The sequence below is a fragment of the Streptomyces sp. NPDC031554 genome (genome assembly GCF_055580685.1).
In genome coordinates, this window is sequence record NZ_JBVIKX010000001.1 from 1,038,691 (window position 1) to 1,055,442 (window position 16,752).

Below are 16,752 nucleotides of genomic sequence, written 5' to 3' on the forward strand. Positions count from 1 at the left end.
AGGGTGACGGTGTTGAGGTTCCAATAAGAACGACGACATGTGTAACGGTCGACTGCCGCCCAAGGTGCCCCATCGGAGGCACCTTGTGAAAGAGGGCAGTGCAGGCCACCTTACCGGCGACCCTGCCACCCTAGGAACGACCGACCGGGGATACCCCATTTGTGGGGTATCCCCGGTCGGGATCGCTCAAGTCATCGAGACGCCTGATGGAGTCAGACGAGCTCGGTGACGGTACCGCCGGCGGCGGTGATCTTCTCCTTGGCGGAGCCGGAGACGGCGTCGACCGTCACCTGCAGCGCCACGGAGATCTCGCCCTGGCCGAGCACCTTGACGAGGCTGTTCTTGCGAACGGCACCCTTGGCGACGAGACCCTCGACGGTGACCTCGCCACCCTCCGGGTACAGCGCCGCCAGCTTGTCGAGGTTCACGACCTGGAACTCGGTCTTGAACGGGTTCTTGAAGCCCTTGAGCTTCGGAAGACGCATGTGGAGGGGCATCTGCCCACCCTCGAAGCGCTCCGGAACCTGGTAGCGGGCCTTCGTGCCCTTGGTACCACGACCGGCCGTCTTACCCTTCGACGCCTCACCACGACCCACACGGGTCTTGGCGGTCTTGGCGCCCGGGGCGGGACGGAGGTTGTGGATCTTGAGCGGGTTGTTCTCCGCCATGATCAGTCGACCTCCTCGACCGTCACGAGGTGGCGGACGGTGTGCACCATGCCGCGGAACTCGGGGCGGTCCTCCTTGACGACCACGTCGTTCAGGCGCTTGAGCCCGAGCGAACGCAGGGTGTCACGGTGGTTCTGCTTGCTGCCGATGTACGACTTCGTCTGCGTGATCTTGAGCTGGGCCATTACGCAGCACCAGCCCCGGCACGCGCACGGAGCAGAGCCGCGGGCGCGACGTCCTCGAGGGGCAGACCACGGCGGGCCGCGATCTCCTCGGGACGCTGCAGGCCCTTCAGGGCCTCCACGGTCGCGTGCACGATGTTGATCGCGTTCGACGAACCGAGCGACTTCGACAGGATGTCGTGAACGCCGGCGCACTCGAGCACGGCACGCACCGGGCCACCGGCGATGACGCCGGTACCGGGGGACGCCGGCTTGAGCAGGACGACGCCCGCCGCCTTCTCACCCGTGATCGGGTGCGGGATGGTGCCCTGGATACGGGGGACCTTGAAGAAGTGCTTCTTGGCCTCCTCCACACCCTTGGCGATGGCGGCCGGCACCTCCTTGGCCTTGCCGTAACCGACACCGACGGTGCCGTCACCATCGCCCACCACGACCAGCGCGGTGAAGCTGAAGCGACGACCACCCTTCACTACCTTGGCGACGCGGTTGATCGCGACGACGCGCTCAACGTACGCGGTCTTCTCGGCGGCAGCTGCGCCGCCGTCACGGCCCTTCCGGTCCCGCCGCTCGCCGCCACCGGCACCGCCACCGCGGCGCTGGGGTCCAGCCATTGGAATTACCTCTCTCTGTCTCCGCTAGCTACGGAACCAGGACTCAGAACTTGAGTCCGGCCTCGCGGGCTGCGTCCGCCAGAGCGGCAATGCGCCCGGCGTACTGGTTACCACCACGGTCGAAAACGACGGCCTCGACACCGGCGGCCTTGGCACGCTCGGCGACCAGGGCGCCGACCTGCTTGGCCTGGGCCGACTTGTCGCCCTCGCCACCGCGGATCGACGTGTCCAGCGTGGACGCCGAAGCCAGGGTGTGGCCCTTCAGGTCGTCGATCACCTGCGCCACGATGTGGCGGTTGGAGCGAGTCACGACCAGACGCGGGCGCTCCGACGTACCGGCGATCCGCTTGCGGATCCGGATGTGACGGCGCTTGATCGCGGCGCGCTTGTAGGCGTCGCCCTTCAGGATCTTCTGCCCGTATGCCATGGCTTACTTACCCGCCTTTCCGACCTTGCGGCGGATGACTTCGCCCTCGTACTTGACACCCTTGGCCTTGTACGGGTCGGGCTTGCGCAGCTTGCGGATGTTGGCCGCAACCTCGCCGACCTTCTGCTTGTCGATGCCCTCGACCTGGAAGCGGGTCGGGGTCTCCACCTTGAAGGTGATGCCCTCGGGCGCCTCGACGGTGATCGGGTGGCTGTAACCGAGCGCGAACTCGAGGTTCGAACCCTTCGCGGTCACGCGGTAACCGACACCACTGATCTCGAGCTTCTTCACGTAACCCTGGGTCACGCCGGTGATCATGTTCGCCACCAGCGTGCGGGACAGGCCGTGCAGGGCCTTGCTCTGACGCTCGTCGTTGGGGCGGGTGACGTTCAGAACGCCGTCCTCACCCTTGGCGATCTCGATCGGCGAAACGACGGTGTGGGTCAGCGAGCCCTTGGGGCCCTTGACCGAGACCGTCTGGCCGTCGATGGTGACGTCCACGCCGGCGGGAACCGTGATGGGGAGCTTGCCAATGCGCGACATAGCTGTTTCCTCCGTTCCCTTCCGCTACCAGACGTAGGCGAGAACTTCTCCGCCTACGCCCTTCTTGCCGGCCTGCTTGTCGGTGAGGAGACCGTGCGACGTGGAGATGATCGCCACGCCGAGGCCGCCCAGCACCTTGGGCAGGGAGGTGGACTTCGCGTAAACCCGGAGACCGGGCTTGGAGATCCGCTTGATGCCCGCGATGGAGCGCTCACGGTTGGGACCGAACTTCAGCTCGAGGGTGAGGTTCTTGCCCACCTCGGCGTCCTCGATCTTCCAGCCCGTGATGAAGCCCTCCTGCTGGAGGATCTCCGCGATGTGAGACTTGATCTTCGATGCCGGCATCGTCACGGAGTCGTGGTACGCCGAGTTCGCGTTCCGCAGACGCGTCAGCATGTCTGCGATCGGATCAGTCATGGTCATGAGTTGGCCTGTGGCCTCTCTCGCCGGGGTTTCCTGGTGCGCCATCCCTCTCCCCGATCCGAGACGGGACGGGTGCGGCGCGGTGGACCTACGGCGTAGTAAGTCGTACGGGCGTCAGGCGCCCAACCCTCCCAGCCTACGGCATGGAGGGACGGGCACCTGACACTGCCCTTTACTTACCGAGAGCTCAGGAATCCCGAAGTACGGGGATTACCAGGAGCTCTTGGTCACGCCCGGCAGCTCGCCACGGTGAGCCATCTCACGAAGGCACACGCGGCAGAGGCCGAACTTGCGGTACACGGAGTGCGGACGGCCGCAGCGCTGGCAGCGCGTGTAGCCGCGTACTCCGAACTTGGGCTTACGAGCAGCCTTGGCAATCAGAGCCTTCTTCGCCATCTCGCTCACGCCTCCTTGAAGGGGAAGCCGAGGTGACGAAGGAGCGCGCGGCCCTCAGCGTCGTTGGTCGCCGTGGTGACCACGGTGATGTCCATACCCCGGACGCGGTCGATCTTGTCCTGGTCGATCTCGTGGAACATGACCTGCTCCGTGAGACCGAAGGTGTAGTTGCCACGGCCGTCGAACTGCTTGGGGGACAGGCCGCGGAAGTCGCGGATGCGCGGAAGCGCCAGCGACAGGGTGCGGTCCAGGAACTCCCACATGCGGTCGCCACGGAGCGTGACGTGAGCACCGATCGGCTGACCCTCACGCAGCTTGAACTGCGCGATGGACTTGCGGGCCTTGGTGACGGCCGGCTTCTGACCGGTGATCGTGGTGAGGTCGCGGATGGCGCCCTCGATCAGCTTGGAGTCGCGGGCGGCGTCGCCCACACCCATGTTGACCACGATCTTGACGAGGCCGGGGATCTGCATGACGTTCTCGTACTGGAACTCTTCACGCAGCTTGCCCGCGATCTCCTCGCGGTACTTCGTCTTGAGACGCGGAGTGGTGGTGGTAGCCATCAGATGTCCTCACCCGTCCGCTTGGCAACGCGGATCTTGTTGCCCTCGTCGTCGAAGCGGTAACCGACACGCGTGACGACCTTGTTGCCGTCCTTCTCCACGACCAGCTGAACGTTGGACACGTGGATCGGGGCCTCGGTGGTCACGATGCCGCCGGCCTGGGAACCGCTGGCGGTCGGGCCGGCCTTGGTGTGCTTCTTGACCCGGTTGACACCCTCGACCAGGACGCGGTCCTCGCGGGGGAAGGCCGCGATGACCTTGCCCTGCTTGCCCTTGTCCTTACCGGTGATGACCTGGACCAGGTCGCCCTTCTTGATCTTCATGCTTACAGCACCTCCGGCGCGAGCGAGATGATCTTCATGAACTTCTTCTCGCGCAGCTCACGGCCGACGGGGCCGAAGATACGGGTGCCGCGAGGGTCGCCGTCGTTCTTCAGAATGACGGCGGCGTTCTCGTCGAAGCGGATGTACGAGCCGTCCGGACGGCGGCGCTCCTTGACGGTGCGAACGATGACCGCCTTGACGACGTCACCCTTCTTCACGTTGCCACCGGGGATCGCGTCCTTGACGGTGGCGACGATGACGTCACCGATGCCCGCGTAGCGGCGACCGGAGCCACCGAGCACACGGATGCAAAGGATCTCCTTCGCACCAGTGTTGTCGGCGACACGCAGTCGCGACTCCTGCTGGATCACGTCTATCTCCTGTTTGTCTGCCGGTTCCCGGCAGGGGCCGCCTCGTCACGAGGTGAGCCCCTGCCGAGCCTGGCGGAACTGTCCTGCGGGGTTGCCCGCAGGCGTACTGGTGGGAATTCCCTTGCGGGAACTACCTACTTGGCCTTCTCGAGGATCTCGACGACGCGCCAGCGCTTCGTCGCGGACAGCGGACGCGTCTCCATGAGGAGGACGCGGTCGCCGACGCCCGCAGCGTTCTGCTCGTCGTGGGCCTTGAGCTTGTTGGTACGGCGGATGACCTTGCCGTACAGCGCGTGCTTGACGCGGTCCTCGACGGCGACGACGACGGTCTTGTCCATCTTGTCGCTGACGACGAGACCCTCGCGGGTCTTGCGGAAGCCGCGGGCCTCTGCAGTCTGCTCAGTCACGTTGCTCTCACTCATCAGGCGCTCTCCACCGTCTCGATGCCCAGCTCGCGCTCACGCATCAGGGTGTAGATCCGCGCGATGTCCTTGCGGACGGCCTTCAGCCGACCGTGGTTCTCGAGCTGACCGGTCGCCGCCTGGAAGCGGAGGTTGAACAGCTCTTCCTTGGCTTCGCGGAGCTTCGCGAGAAGCTCCTCGTCACCCAGTTCGCGCAGCTCGGACGCCTTGGTACCGGCCGACATCACGCTTCACCTGCCTCGCGCTTGACGATCCGGCACTTCATCGGCAGCTTGTGGGCTGCGCGAGTGAGGGCCTCACGGGCGATCTTCTCGTTGGGGTAGGACAGCTCGAACATGACCCGACCCGGGTGCACGTTCGCGATCCACCACTCCGGCGAACCCTTACCGGAACCCATGCGGGTCTCGGCAGGCTTCTTCGTGAGCGGGCGGTCCGGGTAGATGTTGATCCAGACCTTGCCGCCACGCTTGATGTGGCGGGTCATCGCGATACGAGCCGCCTCGATCTGGCGGTTGGTCACGTACGCCGGCGTGAGGGCCTGGATGCCGTACTCGCCGAACGCGACCGTCGTACCACCCTTGGCCTGACCGCGGCGCTTCGGGTGGTGCTGCTTGCGGTGCTTGACCCTACGGGGGATCAGCATGTCGGTCAGGCCTCCGTTCCGGTGCTCTCAGCCGGAGCGGCGGCGGGGGCCTCGGCCTTGGGGGCCTCGGCACCGGCAGCCTGCTGCGGCTTGCGACCGCGCCGCTCGCCACCGCCACCGCGGCCACCACGGGCCGGGCGGTCGGCGCCGCCGCCGCCACGGGCCGGGCGGTTGCCGGCGCGGGCAGCGGCGTTCTCGGCACGGACCTCGGCGATGTTCTTGACGTCGCCCTTGTAGATCCAGACCTTCACGCCGATGCGGCCGAAGGTCGTCTTGGCCTCGAAGAAGCCGTAGTCCACGTTCGCGCGGAGCGTGTGCAGGGGCACACGGCCCTCGCGGTAGAACTCCGAGCGGGACATCTCGGCGCCGCCGAGGCGGCCACCGCACTGGATCTTGATGCCCTTGGCGCCGGCCTTCATCGCCGACTGCATGCTCTTACGCATGGCGCGGCGGAAGGAGACGCGGGAGGAGAGCTGCTCGGCGACGGCCTGGGCGACCAGCTGGGCATCCGTCTCGGGGTTCTTGACCTCGAGGATGTTCAGCTGGACCTGCTTGCCCGTGAGCTTCTCGAGGTCGCCGCGGATGCGGTCGGCCTCGGCGCCACGGCGGCCGATGACGATGCCCGGACGAGCGGTGTGGATGTCCACACGCACGCGGTCACGGGTGCGCTCGATCTCCACCTTCGAGATGCCGGCGCGCTCCATGCCGGACGTCATCATCCGACGGATGGCGACGTCTTCCTTGACGTAGTCCTTGTACAGCTTGTCGGCGTACCAACGGGACTTGAAGTCCGTGGTGATGCCGAGCCGGAACCCATGCGGGTTAACCTTCTGGCCCATTACCGGGTCCCTTCCTTGCTGCTGACGACCACGGTGATGTGGCTGGTCCGCTTGCGGATCCGGTAGGCGCGGCCCTGGGCACGCGGACGGAACCGCTTCAGGGTCGGGCCCTCGTCGACGTACGCCTCGGAGATGAAGAGGCTGCCGGCGTCAGTGTGGTCGTAGTTGTGCGCGGCGTTGGCGATGGCGCTGTCCAGCACCTTGCCGACCGGCACGCTCGCGGCCTGCGGGGCGAAACGCAGGACCGCCTGAGCCTCCGTGGCATCCATGCCACGGATAAGGTCCACCACGCGGCGGGCCTTCATGGGCGTGACGCGGATGTACCGCGCCTGGGCCCTGGCTTCCATGGTTGTCCTTCCAGTGTCTGTCATGGTCATTCCACCCCGCGTTAGCGGCGCTTCGACTTCCGGTCGTCCTTGACGTGACCCCGGAAGGTGCGCGTCGGCGAGAACTCGCCGAGCTTGTGGCCGACCATCGACTCGGTGACAAACACCGGAATGTGGGTCTTGCCGTTGTGCACCGCGATCGTGTGACCCAGCATGCTGGGGGTGATCATCGAGCGACGGGACCAGGTCTTGATGACGTTCTTGGTGCCTGCCTCGTTCTGTACGTCCACCTTCTTGATCAGGTGGTCGTCGACGAAGGGCCCCTTCTTGAGACTGCGCGGCATCTAAACCCGCTCCTAGCGCTTCTTGTTCGTCTTGCGGCGGCGGACGATGTACTTGTTCGAAGCCTTCTTCGGCGAACGAGTACGACCCTCCTTCTGACCCCAGGGGCTGACCGGGTGGCGACCACCGGAGGTCTTGCCCTCACCACCACCGTGGGGGTGGTCGACCGGGTTCATCGCCACACCACGAACGGTCGGGCGGACGCCCAGCCAGCGCTTGCGGCCGGCCTTGCCCCAGTTGATGTTGCTCTGCTCGGCGTTGCCGACCTCGCCGACCGTGGCGCGGCAGCGCTGGTCGACCAGGCGGATCTCACCGGACGGCATGCGGAGGTGGGCCATGGTGCCCTCCTTCGCGAGCAGCTGCACGGAGGCACCGGCGGAGCGGGCGAACTTGGCGCCGCCACCGGGACGGATCTCGATCGCGTGGATCGTGGTACCGACCGGGATGTTGCGGAGCGCCAGGTTGTTGCCCGGCTTGATGTCGGCCCCGGCACCGTTCTCGACGCGGTCACCCTGCTGCAGGTTGCGCGGGGCGAGGATGTAGCGCTTCTCGCCGTCCGCGTAGTGCAGCAGCGCGATGCGCGCGGTGCGGTTGGGGTCGTACTCGATGTGCGCGACCTTCGCCGGCACGCCGTCCTTGTCGTGACGACGGAAGTCGATCACTCGGTAGGCGCGCTTGTGTCCGCCACCCTGGTGGCGAACGGTCACACGACCGGCGTTGTTACGGCCGCCCTTGCTGTGCAGCGGGCGGACCAGCGACTTCTCCGGCGTGGACCGCGTGACCTCGACGAAGTCGGCGACGCTGGAGCCACGACGGCCCGGCGTAGTCGGCTTGTACTTGCGGATACCCATTGTCTCTCAGTCCTCGGAAGTTTCCGATTATCTGGACGCTCCGACCCGCTTACGCGGTCGGACCGCCGAAGATGTCGATACGGTCGCCCTCGGCGAGGGTCACGATCGCCCGCTTGGTGGAAGCGCGCTGACCGAAACCGGTCTTGGTGCGCTTGCGCTTGCCCTGGCGGTTGATCGTGTTGACCCCGGTGACCTTGACCGAGAAGACCGCCTGGACGGCCTGCTTGATCTGGGTCTTGTTGGCTCCGGGCGCGACGATGAAGGTGTACTTGCCCTCGTCGAGCAGCGCGTAGCTCTTCTCCGACACGACCGGCTTCAGCAGCACGTCACGGTGGTCCGTGAACGACTTGCTGACCGGGGTGACGACGGTGTTCTTGCCCTCGGCCTCGTGGCGCTTCGCCTTGGCGACGCGCGCGGCCTTGGCGGCCTTGGCCGCCTTGGAGGCGATGCTCGGGTGACGCGTAGCCATCAGGCGTCACTCCCTTCGGTGTCGTTGGCCTTGTTCGGGCCGGACACGAAGGACTCAAGAGCGGCCTGGGTGAAGACCACGTCGTCCGAGACGATCACGTCGTACGTGTTCAGCTGGCCCGGCTCCAGGATGTGCACCTGGGGCAGGTTGCGGGCGGACAGCCACGCGGCCTCGTCGGCGCGGTCGACGACCAGGAGCAGGTTCTTGCGCTCCGAGATCTTGCCGAACAGCGTCCGGGCGGACTTCGTGGACGGGGTGTCGCCCTCGATCACGCCGGTGACGACGTGGATGCGGTTGTGGCGGGCCCGGTCGGTGAGGGCGTGGCGCAGGGCCGCGGCCTTCATCTTCTTCGGGGTCCGCTGCGAGTAGTCACGCGGCACGGGACCGTGCACGACGCCACCACCGGCGAACTGCGGCGCGCGGGTCGAGCCCTGACGGGCGCGGCCGGTGCCCTTCTGGCGGTACGGCTTCTTGCCGCCACCGCGGACTTCGCCGCGACGCTTGGTCTTGTGCGTGCCCTGACGGGCAGCGGCGTTCTGCGCGACGACGACCTGGTGGATCAGCGGGATGCTGACCTTCTCCACGCCGAAGATCTCCGCGGGGAGCTCGACGCTACCGGTCTTCTCGCCGGCAGGCGAAAGGATGTCAACAGTGCTCATCGGTTACCTCAGGCCCCCTTGGCCGCGGTGCGGACCAGGACGAGGCCGCCGTTCGGACCGGGAACCGCGCCCTTGATGAGCAGCAGACCCTTCTCCGCGTCAACGGCGTGGACGGTCAGGTTCTGGGTGGTGACCCGCTCGTTGCCCATGCGACCCGCCATGCGGAGGCCCTTGAACACGCGGCCCGGGGTGGCGCAGCCACCGATGGAACCGGGGGAGCGGTGCTTGCGCTGGGTGCCGTGTCCGGCGCCGAGGCCCTTGAAGTTGTGACGCTTCATGACACCGGCGAAGCCCTTGCCCTTGCTCTTGCCGGTCACGTCGACCTTGATGCCGGCCTCGAACACCTCGGCGGTGATCTCCTGGCCGAGGGTGTACTCGCTGGCGTCAGCGGTACGGATCTCGACGAGGTGGCGGCGGGGAGTGACGTCGGCCTTGGCGAAGTGGCCCTTGAGGGGCTTGTTCACCTTGCGCGGGTCGATCTCGCCGAAGGCGATCTGCACCGACTCGTAGCCGTCGGCGTCGTTCGTACGGACCTGGGTGACGACGTTGGGGCCGGCCTTGACGACGGTGACCGGAACAACACGGTTGTTCTCGTCCCACACCTGCGTCATGCCGAGCTTCTCGCCCAGGATGCCCTTGATCTGCTTGGTCATCTTCAGATCACCGGCCTCAGAGCTTGATCTCGATGTCGACACCGGCCGGGAGGTCGAGTCGCATCAGAGAGTCAACGGTCTTGGGGGTCGGGTCGAGGATGTCGATCAGGCGCTTGTGCGTGCGCATCTCGAAGTGCTCGCGCGAGTCCTTGTACTTGTGCGGCGACTTGATGACGCAGTACACGTTCTTCTCAGTGGGCAGCGGCACCGGGCCCGCGACCGACGCACCAGTACGCGTCACCGTCTCGACGATCTTCTTCGCCGAGCTGTCGATGACCTCGTGGTCGTAGGCCTTGAGCCGGATGCGGATCTTCTGTCCCGCCATGGCTACTCAGTAGTCCTGTCTCTTCTCACGCTCTGGACCTGGTGGGCCCCGTACCGTTTCCTCCGACCCACGCGGTCGGGCGTGTCGCGCTCCCGCTGACACGGATGTCCCAGTGTTCGAACATCCCTGCGGGGAATGCACACGGCCCTACCGGAACCGCAGACCGGGGGCGGAAGACCCACCGGGTGCCTGGCCGGTGTCGCACCCACGCTTCCCGGAAGATTCCCGTACGTCCGCCCCAGCGCTGCCGTGAGGCAGTTGGGGCGACGAGTACTGTGGGACTCGCTTCCGGTCCTCCCGGCGGGAGGCGCGCAGCATCAACACTCGGCCGAGCAACTCGGACAGTCTGCCATATGGGGCGGGGGCCTGGCCAATCGGGCCGAACAGATTACCCCCGGAGTGACGTAGGTCAAACACGGTCGGCCCTCGTTTCCGGGCGGTCGGCCGCCTGCGGCTGCCGGGGTGCTCGGGGGCGGAGTGCTCACGGCCGCGGCCGTACGGCACGTGGTTGTGGACGGTGACGGCGCCCGTGCGAGCCCGTCAGCCCTGCGTGGCGACCGTGAGGAGGACCGCGGAGTCCTCCGTCGCCTCCAGCCCGTGGCGGGCCCGCGGGACGACGAGGAGGTCGCCGTCGCGGCCCTCCCACACGGTGTCGCCGCTGGTGAGCCGGACCCGTCCGCGCAGCACCAGCAGCGTCGCCTCGCCGGGGCTCTCGTGGTCGGCGAGGGAGGTGCCGGCGGTCAGCGCGAGGAGGGTCTGGCGCAGGCTGTGCTCGTGGCCGCCGTAGACGGTGCTCGCGCTGCGGCCGGTGGAGGAGGCGGCGGCGCGTTCGAGCTGTTCGCGGGTGAGTGCGTCGAGGGAGAGCTTCGTCTGCATGACAGCGAGTCTTCCCGGACGGGCGGACGGCCGCCAGGGCCGTGTGGGGCAGTCGGAGGAGCCGGGTGGGGCGCGGCCCCCCGCCGTCACCGGACGCGCTCCCCGGAAGCGACGGGCGCGGGGCGTTCCTCGGCCGCTCGGGACGTACCTGCCGAAGAACGCCCGCCGGGGCCGGCCGGGAGCCGGTGGACGTACTGCCCTCGCCCGGCGTTCCCGCCCGCCCTGCCCGGCCGCCCTGCCCGGCCGGTCGGCCGCGCGGAGCCCTGACGGCCTGACGGCCTGACACCGTGACGCGTGATGCACGGCGCGTCACGCGTGATGCGGGTGCGTCAGATGACGCCCTGGGCCAGCATCGCGTCCGCCACCCGTTCGAAGCCGGCGATGTTCGCGCCCGCCACGTAGTCGCCGGGGGCGCCGTAGCGCTCGGCGGTCTCGGCGCAGGTGGTGTGGATGTCGGTCATGATCCTGGCCAGCTCGTCCTCGACCTGGTCGGCCTTCCACGACGTGCGCGACGCGTTCTGCGTCATCTCCAGCGCGCTCACCGCGACCCCGCCCGCGTTGGCCGCCTTGCCGGGGCCGAAGGCGACGCCGGCCCGCTGGAACAACTGCACGGCCTCCGGCGTGGTCGGCATGTTCGCGCCCTCGGAGACCGCCTTCACGCCGTTGCGGACGAGGACGGCCGCGTCGTCGGCGTTCAGCTCGTTCTGCGTGGCGGACGGCAGCGCGACGTCGGCCGGGACCTCCCAGACCCGCCCGCCGGGCACGAACCGCGCGGAGCCGCCGCGCCGCTCGGCGTACGTGCTCACCCGGCCGCGCTCGACCTCCTTGACCTGGCGCAGCAGCTCCAGGTCGATGCCCTTGTCGTCGACGACGTAGCCGCCGGAGTCGGAGCAGGTGACGGGGTGGGCCCCGAGGGCGGCCAGCTTCTGGATGGTGTGGATCGCGACGTTCCCGGAGCCGGAGACGACCGCCGTCTGCCCCTCCAGGTCCTCGCCGCGTGCGCGCAGCATGGCCTCCGCGAACAGCACGTTGCCGTATCCGGTCGCCTCGGGCCGGATCAGCGAGCCGCCCCAGCCGGCGCTCTTGCCGGTCAGCACGCCGCCCTCCCAGCGGTTGGTGATCCGCCGGTACTGGCCGAACAGGTAACCGATCTCACGGGTGCCAACTCCGATGTCACCGGCCGGGATGTCGGTGTACTCGCCGATGTGCCGGTACAGCTCGGTCATGAAGGACTGGCAGAACCGCATGACCTCGGCGTCGCTGCGGCCCTGCGGGTCGAAGTCGCTGCCGCCCTTGCCGCCGCCGATGCCGAGCCCGGTCAGCGCGTTCTTGAAGATCTGTTCGAAGCCGAGGAACTTGATGATGCCGAGGTTCACCGAGGGGTGGAAGCGCAGACCGCCCTTGTACGGGCCGAGGGCGCTGTTGTATTCGATCCGGAAGCCCCGGTTGACGTGCACCCGGCCGTTGTCGTCCGTCCACGGCACGCGGAAGATGACCTGTCGCTCCGGCTCGATCAGCCGCTCGACGAGTCCCGGGTCCCGGTACTCGGAGCGGGCCGCGAGCGCCGGGCCGAGACTGTCCAGCACCTCGCGCGCGGCCTGGTGGAACTCGGGTTCCGCCGGGTTGCGGCGCACGATCTCGGCATGCAGGTGTTCGAGCGAGGTGGTCTCGGGTCGCGTCGTCACGGGAGCCCTTTCTGGCACGGCCGCCACCGGAGACCGGGCAGCCGATGATCCGGCCCGATCCGTTCGGTGAGGGGGTGGCGCTCGGCGCCTTTGCCGCGCGCGGGAAACTTCGGTGTTACCCGTGTGTAACACGACGACCGGCGCCCCGCGGCCCACACGCCACCATGTGAGAACAGGTCGCCCGAAATAGGCCTGACGTCCTTATTTGCCCGATGTCCCGTCAGGCGTATGCGGGACCCGGTGCCGTCACGCTTCCAGGGTCCCGGCATGAACCCGATGCACGTCGACCACTCGTCCGTCGTCACCGGGCCGCCCCGGCTCCTTGACACCGCGCACGTGCCGGCCGCTCGTGCCCGCGGGGCCGCCCGACCGACGGCCACGCGCGCCGACGAGGCGGCGAGGCGGCGACACGGGCCGCGCGGTACGTGAGCCGACGGCCGGCTCCCCGGACGTCCCGGCGCAGCCCCGGTACCAGGCCGCCCTCTGACCCGCTCTTCCCGCCCGAGGCCCGCATTCACTCGGGTGGGTGAACATCATCGGTTCGACCGGATTTCCGGGTTCCCGGCTCCCCTACGCTCAGCGCAAACGCCCCTCCCGGGGAAGCCGGCGGACCTCTGCACGGCCGAGTCCGCGCACCGCCTCACCGCGCGCCTGCCGGCCCGGTCCGCGGCGCCCCGGACGAACTCCGCCCGTCCGGTGCCCTCTGCCCCGCTGCGAGGGCTGCGACCGCGGCATCCGCTCCCCCGGCCCCGACGACCGCTGCCGGGACCGCCGGGCAGCCGTCGCCCGCTCCTGAACCGACGAAGGAAACCCATGGTCAGTCCGCCTCACGAGGCGATGCACCGCATCTTCCAGCACGACCCCGGACTGTTCAGCCGCCTCTCCCGCTTCCTGGGAGTCGACGTCCCCATCCCCGTGAAGGCGACGGCTCTGCCGACCGACCTCACGGAGGCGAGTCCCGTCGAGCGCCGCGTGGACACGCTCCTGCGCTTCGAGACCGCGGAACAGGGGCCCTTCCTCCTGGCCGTCGAGGCGCAGGGCAAGAAGGACCCGGACAAGCCCGCGAGCTGGGCGTACTACGCCGCGTACCTGTGGACGAAGTACCGGCTGCCCACGGCTCTCCTGGTCGTCTGCCAGGACCACGCCACCGCCAGGTGGGCCGGGCAGGCGGTGAGCAGCGGGCCTCCCCAGCTGCCCACCCTCACCCTGCGCCCCCTGGTCGCCGGCCCGCACAACATGCCGGTGATCACCGACCCGGAGGAAGCCCGCGCCGACCTGGTCCTGGCCAGCCTGGCGGCCATCACGCACGCGGCCGATCCGGTCGTGGATGTGATACTGAAGGCCCTGTCCACAGCGTTGCGGGACGTACCCGAGGACATCGCGGACCCCATCGTCGAATTCACCGCACAGGGCCTGGGCAACCGCCCGGCCAAGCATCTCTGGAGGAACCTGGTGGCCGTGGACCTTTCCTTCTACACGTCGTACATCTCGGAAGAGATCCGGGCCCAGAGTCGCGCCGAGGACATCCTCGTCATCCTGGAACAGCGTGGCCTCGACGTCTCCGAGGACGTCCGCGGGCGCGTCATGGGCTGCACCGACCCCGAACTCCTCCGCCGCTGGCTCACCCGCGCCGTCACGGCCCCGGCGGCCGAGGAGATCTTCGAGGACGAGTGACGGGCCGGCCCCCGCACCTCCCCCGGCTCCGGCCCGACGGCGTCAGCCGGGGCCGGGGGCACGCCGCGCCGAGCCGTTCTTCTCAGAACTGTTCGATCTCCTGGCCGTCCGGAACCTGGTAACAACCGGACATGACGAAGAAGTTGAGGTTCGGCGGATCGTCCTTGGCCCGGTGGCTGATGTCGACGCTGAACTTCTTGGCGTCGTTGTCGGCCGTGAGACCGAGGTTCTTGTTCCGGCTGTTGTCAGGTCCGTAGTCGACGATCTCCCAGCCGTTCTTGGCCAGTTCGTCCTTCAGCCGCTCCATGGATCCCTCGAGCTGCTCGGAGGAAGCCGGGGTGAAGGACCAGGAGTGGAAGATCTGGAAGTACTTGTCCGGATCCTTCTTTCCGCACTCCTTGACCCCCGGACCCGTGTCGGAAGCCTTTCCTTTGATCCCGATCAGGTTGTACAGCTCGCTGGACACCTCCTGGGCGTCCTTGGCCGCATCCCTCGATGTGCTGACACCGGAGGACGGAATGTCGTCGGAACTCTTGCTGTCAGTCATGCTGCATCCGGTCAGGGTCGCAAGGGCGATGGGCAGGGTGAGGGCGATCGCGCCCGTCTTCAGTTTCACGTTGAGGGCCTCGCTTGTTCGATCCGGGCCACGGGCCGGTCTCCTGGTCGGGCGGACCGTGCTTCCTACTTCACGTGCGCCCAGGGGTCCGGGGGCGGCTTCAGCTGGACGTCGTCCCCCTTCCCGACCATGACGAGCGCCTGGTTGCGCAGGCTGTCCGAGCCCGTGTCCCAGTACCCGCTGTGCCCCTCGGTGTCCGTGGTCATCTGGTTGGCGCCGAAGCTCGGATCGCTGGGAATGACGAAGCCGTCGCCGCCGTGGCCCCAGCGGCCGATGTCGGGAACCGCGTCTCCGTCGGCCTCCTCGTTCCACACGTGCCCCTTGGGGACGTCCAGTTCGTCGGCGCCGGACACCTTGACGCCGGGGCTGCCGGCGAAAACGAGGTCGTCGGCCTTGAGGTGCCCCGTCTCGGCCGCGGCACCGACGAGGGTGGTGCCGTACGAGTGCGCGATCACGGTGGTGTGTCCCGCGGAATCACCGGAACGGGACGCGTCCAGCCCGTCCATGAAGGAGCGGAACGCGGGAGCGCCGTCGTACGCGTAGTGTTCGAACGGCGCGTCCTTGACGACGTCGTCCGGTGCGTCGTAGCCGAGCCAGGTGATCGTGGAGACCGACTGGCCGTGCGCCTCGGTGTCGGCCACGCGCCACAGGTCGGTCATCCGGTTGATGTCGCCGCCGACCTTTCCCAGTTCCGCCGTCGTTCCGGGAACGTAGACCGCCCGGTGATCCGCGGTGTCCGGGTTTCCGTTGGCGACGATCGCACGGCCGTCCTTGTCGGCGCTGAACCCCAGCAGGTACGCCTCCGGCAGCCCGCCGGTTCCTGTCGCGTCGAACCGGTTCTGGATGGCCTGCATGCCCTTGAGGGATTTCGTCACCTGCTCGTACCGGTCCCCGTACTGCCGGTGCCAGTCCATCCACTCGTCGGTGTGGACCTTGGACGGGTAGCCCCCCGCGGTGATCCAGGTCCACTCGTTGAGCGGTGGTTTGGGGATCGAGTTCAGCTCGGTCTGCATCTTGCCGCGCGTCTCGTCGAACACGATGCGGTTCGCCTCGTCCCGGACCGTGGCCGGCAGTCCGTCCAGCGCGCCCACGGTGTCGGGGCGCAGGGAGATCCATGCCGCCTGCTGCTCCGCGTCGAGGCCCTTCCACCACTCCGCGTTGCTCGCCGGGAGGCCGTCCCCCGGCGGCTGGGGCAGGGAGTCGAGGTACTTCTTGCCCGCGTCCTTCACGCCGCTCGTGTCCGAGGCCGCGTCGGACCAGTCGCCGTCGGAGACGGTCAGGTCGTCGTCGGCCTTCAGCGCGCGCAGCTTCGGCGCCCACTTCCCGTCGGCCTCCGTCGCCTCCTTGAGCGCCGCGGCTATCTGGTCGGCGTAGTCCTGGGCGAGACGGTGGTTCGGATTGGGGTCGAAGTTGGCCGACTGCCGGCCGATCGCCGCGGCCGTGCCGTCCGTCAGGCCGCTCACCGTGCCGCCGTCGGGAACCTTGCCGTCGGCGTCCTTCTCCCCGCCGGCCGGATAGGTGATGGAGCCGTCGGCGTTCACCGTCAGCTTCGCGGCCCGCGCGCCCTCGAGAGCCGCGTCGAGCTTGGACTTGGCGGCCGCCATCTCCCAGGAGAACGCCTCCAGTGCGGCACTCACCAGACCGCACTCGACCTGAATGTAGTGGAAGTTCTTGCCGAGCTCCCCCAGTTGCCCGATCGCCGCCGTCGCCGCCTCGCCCTTCAGCGAGTTCCTCATGGCCACGACGATCTGGTTCTCGACGCGGTCCTTGGCCGCGCTCGCCATGTCCGAGGTGGTGCGGTACCCGTCGGCCGCCTCCGAGTACTCGGTGGGCTTGAGGGCCTTGAGCGTTGCGAGGTCCATGAC

The 16,752-nt window shown here is 68.1% G+C and carries 26 protein-coding genes; 1 reads left to right on the forward strand and 25 read right to left on the reverse strand.

Going from position 1 to position 16,752, the window contains the following annotated elements:
• Positions 1 to 212: 212 nt before the first annotated feature.
• The 23 genes from rplO to gdhA form a co-directional block, all read right to left on the reverse strand.
• A complete protein-coding gene (gene rplO / locus ACZ5FU_RS04545; RefSeq protein WP_003974249.1) occupies positions 213 to 668 on the reverse strand; it encodes a 50S ribosomal protein L15 in 456 nt (151 codons plus the stop codon).
• 2 nt (positions 669 to 670) lie between these two features.
• Complete coding sequence (gene rpmD, locus ACZ5FU_RS04550) at positions 671 to 853, reverse strand: 50S ribosomal protein L30 (protein ID WP_030788246.1); 183 nt, start codon at positions 851 to 853, stop codon at positions 671 to 673.
• Positions 853 to 1,461, reverse strand: a complete 609-nt coding sequence (gene rpsE, locus ACZ5FU_RS04555; RefSeq protein ID WP_013001409.1) for a 30S ribosomal protein S5 — start codon at positions 1,459 to 1,461, stop codon at positions 853 to 855. Before rpsE ends, rpmD begins: the two co-directional genes overlap by 1 nt.
• A 43-nt stretch (positions 1,462 to 1,504) precedes the next feature.
• A complete protein-coding gene (gene rplR / locus ACZ5FU_RS04560; protein WP_398097245.1) occupies positions 1,505 to 1,888 on the reverse strand; it encodes a 50S ribosomal protein L18 in 384 nt (127 codons plus the stop codon).
• Between the two features lie 3 nt (positions 1,889 to 1,891).
• Positions 1,892 to 2,431: a 50S ribosomal protein L6 gene (gene rplF, locus ACZ5FU_RS04565; RefSeq protein WP_256916743.1), complete on the reverse strand. Its 540-nt coding sequence runs from the start codon at positions 2,429 to 2,431 to the stop codon at positions 1,892 to 1,894.
• Positions 2,432 to 2,455: 24 nt separating this feature from the next.
• On the reverse strand, positions 2,456 to 2,854 hold the full coding sequence (gene rpsH, locus ACZ5FU_RS04570; RefSeq protein ID WP_073491923.1) for a 30S ribosomal protein S8: 399 nt from the start codon (positions 2,852 to 2,854) through the stop codon (positions 2,456 to 2,458).
• Between the two features lie 210 nt (positions 2,855 to 3,064).
• A complete protein-coding gene (locus tag ACZ5FU_RS04575) occupies positions 3,065 to 3,250 on the reverse strand; it encodes a type Z 30S ribosomal protein S14 (RefSeq protein WP_003948630.1) in 186 nt (61 codons plus the stop codon).
• 5 nt (positions 3,251 to 3,255) lie between these two features.
• The gene (rplE, locus tag ACZ5FU_RS04580) at positions 3,256 to 3,813 is read right to left on the reverse strand and encodes a 50S ribosomal protein L5 (RefSeq protein WP_451526990.1); all 558 of its coding nucleotides are present in this window, start codon (positions 3,811 to 3,813) and stop codon (positions 3,256 to 3,258) included.
• Positions 3,813 to 4,136, reverse strand: coding sequence for a 50S ribosomal protein L24 (rplX, locus tag ACZ5FU_RS04585; protein ID WP_033272457.1), 324 nt, complete (start codon positions 4,134 to 4,136; stop codon positions 3,813 to 3,815). Before rplX ends, rplE begins: the two co-directional genes overlap by 1 nt.
• A 2-nt stretch (positions 4,137 to 4,138) precedes the next feature.
• Positions 4,139 to 4,507 carry a 50S ribosomal protein L14 gene (gene rplN, locus ACZ5FU_RS04590; protein ID WP_003998823.1) on the reverse strand — a complete coding sequence of 123 codons (369 nt, stop codon included), beginning with the start codon at positions 4,505 to 4,507 and terminating at the stop codon, positions 4,139 to 4,141.
• A gap of 134 nt (positions 4,508 to 4,641) precedes the next feature.
• Positions 4,642 to 4,929: a 30S ribosomal protein S17 gene (rpsQ, locus tag ACZ5FU_RS04595; protein ID WP_003992363.1), complete on the reverse strand. Its 288-nt coding sequence runs from the start codon at positions 4,927 to 4,929 to the stop codon at positions 4,642 to 4,644.
• Positions 4,929 to 5,153 carry a 50S ribosomal protein L29 gene (gene rpmC, locus ACZ5FU_RS04600; protein WP_003998824.1) on the reverse strand — a complete coding sequence of 75 codons (225 nt, stop codon included), beginning with the start codon at positions 5,151 to 5,153 and terminating at the stop codon, positions 4,929 to 4,931. The genes rpsQ and rpmC overlap by 1 nt, the downstream gene beginning before the upstream one ends.
• Positions 5,153 to 5,572, reverse strand: a complete 420-nt coding sequence (gene rplP / locus ACZ5FU_RS04605; protein ID WP_004927269.1) for a 50S ribosomal protein L16 — start codon at positions 5,570 to 5,572, stop codon at positions 5,153 to 5,155. Before rplP ends, rpmC begins: the two co-directional genes overlap by 1 nt.
• A gap of 5 nt (positions 5,573 to 5,577) precedes the next feature.
• On the reverse strand, positions 5,578 to 6,411 hold the full coding sequence (rpsC, locus tag ACZ5FU_RS04610) for a 30S ribosomal protein S3 (protein ID WP_366059592.1): 834 nt from the start codon (positions 6,409 to 6,411) through the stop codon (positions 5,578 to 5,580).
• Positions 6,411 to 6,758: a 50S ribosomal protein L22 gene (rplV, locus tag ACZ5FU_RS04615; protein WP_032926743.1), complete on the reverse strand. Its 348-nt coding sequence runs from the start codon at positions 6,756 to 6,758 to the stop codon at positions 6,411 to 6,413. The genes rpsC and rplV overlap by 1 nt, the downstream gene beginning before the upstream one ends.
• Before the next feature lie 41 nt (positions 6,759 to 6,799).
• Entirely contained in the window at positions 6,800 to 7,081 is a 282-nt protein-coding gene (rpsS, locus tag ACZ5FU_RS04620) for a 30S ribosomal protein S19 (RefSeq protein ID WP_356560316.1), read from the reverse strand.
• Between the two features lie 12 nt (positions 7,082 to 7,093).
• Entirely contained in the window at positions 7,094 to 7,930 is an 837-nt protein-coding gene (gene rplB, locus ACZ5FU_RS04625; protein ID WP_366059593.1) for a 50S ribosomal protein L2, read from the reverse strand.
• A gap of 49 nt (positions 7,931 to 7,979) precedes the next feature.
• A complete protein-coding gene (rplW, locus tag ACZ5FU_RS04630) occupies positions 7,980 to 8,399 on the reverse strand; it encodes a 50S ribosomal protein L23 (protein WP_451526991.1) in 420 nt (139 codons plus the stop codon).
• On the reverse strand, positions 8,399 to 9,058 hold the full coding sequence (gene rplD, locus ACZ5FU_RS04635; RefSeq protein ID WP_382785971.1) for a 50S ribosomal protein L4: 660 nt from the start codon (positions 9,056 to 9,058) through the stop codon (positions 8,399 to 8,401). The genes rplW and rplD overlap by 1 nt, the downstream gene beginning before the upstream one ends.
• Before the next feature lie 8 nt (positions 9,059 to 9,066).
• Complete coding sequence (gene rplC, locus ACZ5FU_RS04640) at positions 9,067 to 9,711, reverse strand: 50S ribosomal protein L3 (RefSeq protein WP_073491919.1); 645 nt, start codon at positions 9,709 to 9,711, stop codon at positions 9,067 to 9,069.
• A 16-nt stretch (positions 9,712 to 9,727) separates the two neighbouring features.
• Complete coding sequence (gene rpsJ, locus ACZ5FU_RS04645; protein WP_003948644.1) at positions 9,728 to 10,036, reverse strand: 30S ribosomal protein S10; 309 nt, start codon at positions 10,034 to 10,036, stop codon at positions 9,728 to 9,730.
• A gap of 540 nt (positions 10,037 to 10,576) precedes the next feature.
• Positions 10,577 to 10,912 carry a cupin domain-containing protein gene (locus ACZ5FU_RS04650; protein WP_451526992.1) on the reverse strand — a complete coding sequence of 112 codons (336 nt, stop codon included), beginning with the start codon at positions 10,910 to 10,912 and terminating at the stop codon, positions 10,577 to 10,579.
• A 329-nt stretch (positions 10,913 to 11,241) separates the two neighbouring features.
• Positions 11,242 to 12,597 (reverse strand): NADP-specific glutamate dehydrogenase, encoded by a 1,356-nt coding sequence (gdhA, locus tag ACZ5FU_RS04655; protein WP_451526993.1) that lies wholly within the window; start codon positions 12,595 to 12,597, stop codon positions 11,242 to 11,244.
• A gap of 813 nt (positions 12,598 to 13,410) precedes the next feature.
• Here gdhA and ACZ5FU_RS04660 point away from each other — a divergent pair.
• Positions 13,411 to 14,271: a hypothetical protein gene (locus ACZ5FU_RS04660; protein ID WP_451777741.1), complete on the forward strand. Its 861-nt coding sequence runs from the start codon at positions 13,411 to 13,413 to the stop codon at positions 14,269 to 14,271.
• 82 nt (positions 14,272 to 14,353) lie between these two features.
• Here ACZ5FU_RS04660 and ACZ5FU_RS04665 read toward each other — a convergent pair whose 3' ends face one another.
• On the reverse strand, positions 14,354 to 14,818 hold the full coding sequence (locus tag ACZ5FU_RS04665) for a hypothetical protein (RefSeq protein WP_469044415.1): 465 nt from the start codon (positions 14,816 to 14,818) through the stop codon (positions 14,354 to 14,356).
• Positions 14,819 to 14,952: 134 nt separating this feature from the next.
• Positions 14,953 to 16,749, reverse strand: a complete 1,797-nt coding sequence (locus tag ACZ5FU_RS04670) for an alpha/beta hydrolase (RefSeq protein WP_469044417.1) — start codon at positions 16,747 to 16,749, stop codon at positions 14,953 to 14,955.
• Positions 16,750 to 16,752: the final 3 nt, after the last annotated feature.

What these genes read in the sequence shown, in the direction of transcription:
- rplO (WP_003974249.1), bottom strand. Translation starts at nt 668, where the DNA reads ATGGCGGAGAACAACCCGCTCAAGATCCACAACCTCCGTCCCGCCCCG.
- rpmD (WP_030788246.1), bottom strand. Translation starts at nt 853, where the DNA reads ATGGCCCAGCTCAAGATCACGCAGACGAAGTCGTACATCGGCAGCAAG.
- rpsE (WP_013001409.1), bottom strand. Translation starts at nt 1,461, where the DNA reads ATGGCTGGACCCCAGCGCCGCGGTGGCGGTGCCGGTGGCGGCGAGCGG.
- rplR (WP_398097245.1), bottom strand. Translation starts at nt 1,888, where the DNA reads ATGGCATACGGGCAGAAGATCCTGAAGGGCGACGCCTACAAGCGCGCC.
- rplF (WP_256916743.1), bottom strand. Translation starts at nt 2,431, where the DNA reads ATGTCGCGCATTGGCAAGCTCCCCATCACGGTTCCCGCCGGCGTGGAC.
- rpsH (WP_073491923.1), bottom strand. Translation starts at nt 2,854, where the DNA reads ATGACCATGACTGATCCGATCGCAGACATGCTGACGCGTCTGCGGAAC.
- ACZ5FU_RS04575 (WP_003948630.1), bottom strand. Translation starts at nt 3,250, where the DNA reads ATGGCGAAGAAGGCTCTGATTGCCAAGGCTGCTCGTAAGCCCAAGTTC.
- rplE (WP_451526990.1), bottom strand. Translation starts at nt 3,813, where the DNA reads ATGGCTACCACCACCACTCCGCGTCTCAAGACGAAGTACCGCGAGGAG.
- rplX (WP_033272457.1), bottom strand. Translation starts at nt 4,136, where the DNA reads ATGAAGATCAAGAAGGGCGACCTGGTCCAGGTCATCACCGGTAAGGAC.
- rpsQ (WP_003992363.1), bottom strand. Translation starts at nt 4,929, where the DNA reads ATGAGTGAGAGCAACGTGACTGAGCAGACTGCAGAGGCCCGCGGCTTC.
- rpmC (WP_003998824.1), bottom strand. Translation starts at nt 5,153, where the DNA reads ATGTCGGCCGGTACCAAGGCGTCCGAGCTGCGCGAACTGGGTGACGAG.
- rplP (WP_004927269.1), bottom strand. Translation starts at nt 5,572, where the DNA reads ATGCTGATCCCCCGTAGGGTCAAGCACCGCAAGCAGCACCACCCGAAG.
- rpsC (WP_366059592.1), bottom strand. Translation starts at nt 6,411, where the DNA reads ATGGGCCAGAAGGTTAACCCGCATGGGTTCCGGCTCGGCATCACCACG.
- rplV (WP_032926743.1), bottom strand. Translation starts at nt 6,758, where the DNA reads ATGGAAGCCAGGGCCCAGGCGCGGTACATCCGCGTCACGCCCATGAAG.
- rpsS (WP_356560316.1), bottom strand. Translation starts at nt 7,081, where the DNA reads ATGCCGCGCAGTCTCAAGAAGGGGCCCTTCGTCGACGACCACCTGATC.
- rplB (WP_366059593.1), bottom strand. Translation starts at nt 7,930, where the DNA reads ATGGGTATCCGCAAGTACAAGCCGACTACGCCGGGCCGTCGTGGCTCC.
- rplW (WP_451526991.1), bottom strand. Translation starts at nt 8,399, where the DNA reads ATGGCTACGCGTCACCCGAGCATCGCCTCCAAGGCGGCCAAGGCCGCC.
- rplD (WP_382785971.1), bottom strand. Translation starts at nt 9,058, where the DNA reads ATGAGCACTGTTGACATCCTTTCGCCTGCCGGCGAGAAGACCGGTAGC.
- rplC (WP_073491919.1), bottom strand. Translation starts at nt 9,711, where the DNA reads ATGACCAAGCAGATCAAGGGCATCCTGGGCGAGAAGCTCGGCATGACG.
- rpsJ (WP_003948644.1), bottom strand. Translation starts at nt 10,036, where the DNA reads ATGGCGGGACAGAAGATCCGCATCCGGCTCAAGGCCTACGACCACGAG.
- ACZ5FU_RS04650 (WP_451526992.1), bottom strand. Translation starts at nt 10,912, where the DNA reads ATGCAGACGAAGCTCTCCCTCGACGCACTCACCCGCGAACAGCTCGAA.
- ACZ5FU_RS04660 (WP_451777741.1), top strand. Translation starts at nt 13,411, where the DNA reads ATGGTCAGTCCGCCTCACGAGGCGATGCACCGCATCTTCCAGCACGAC.
- ACZ5FU_RS04665 (WP_469044415.1), bottom strand. Translation starts at nt 14,818, where the DNA reads ATGACTGACAGCAAGAGTTCCGACGACATTCCGTCCTCCGGTGTCAGC.
- ACZ5FU_RS04670 (WP_469044417.1), bottom strand. Translation starts at nt 16,749, where the DNA reads ATGGACCTCGCAACGCTCAAGGCCCTCAAGCCCACCGAGTACTCGGAG.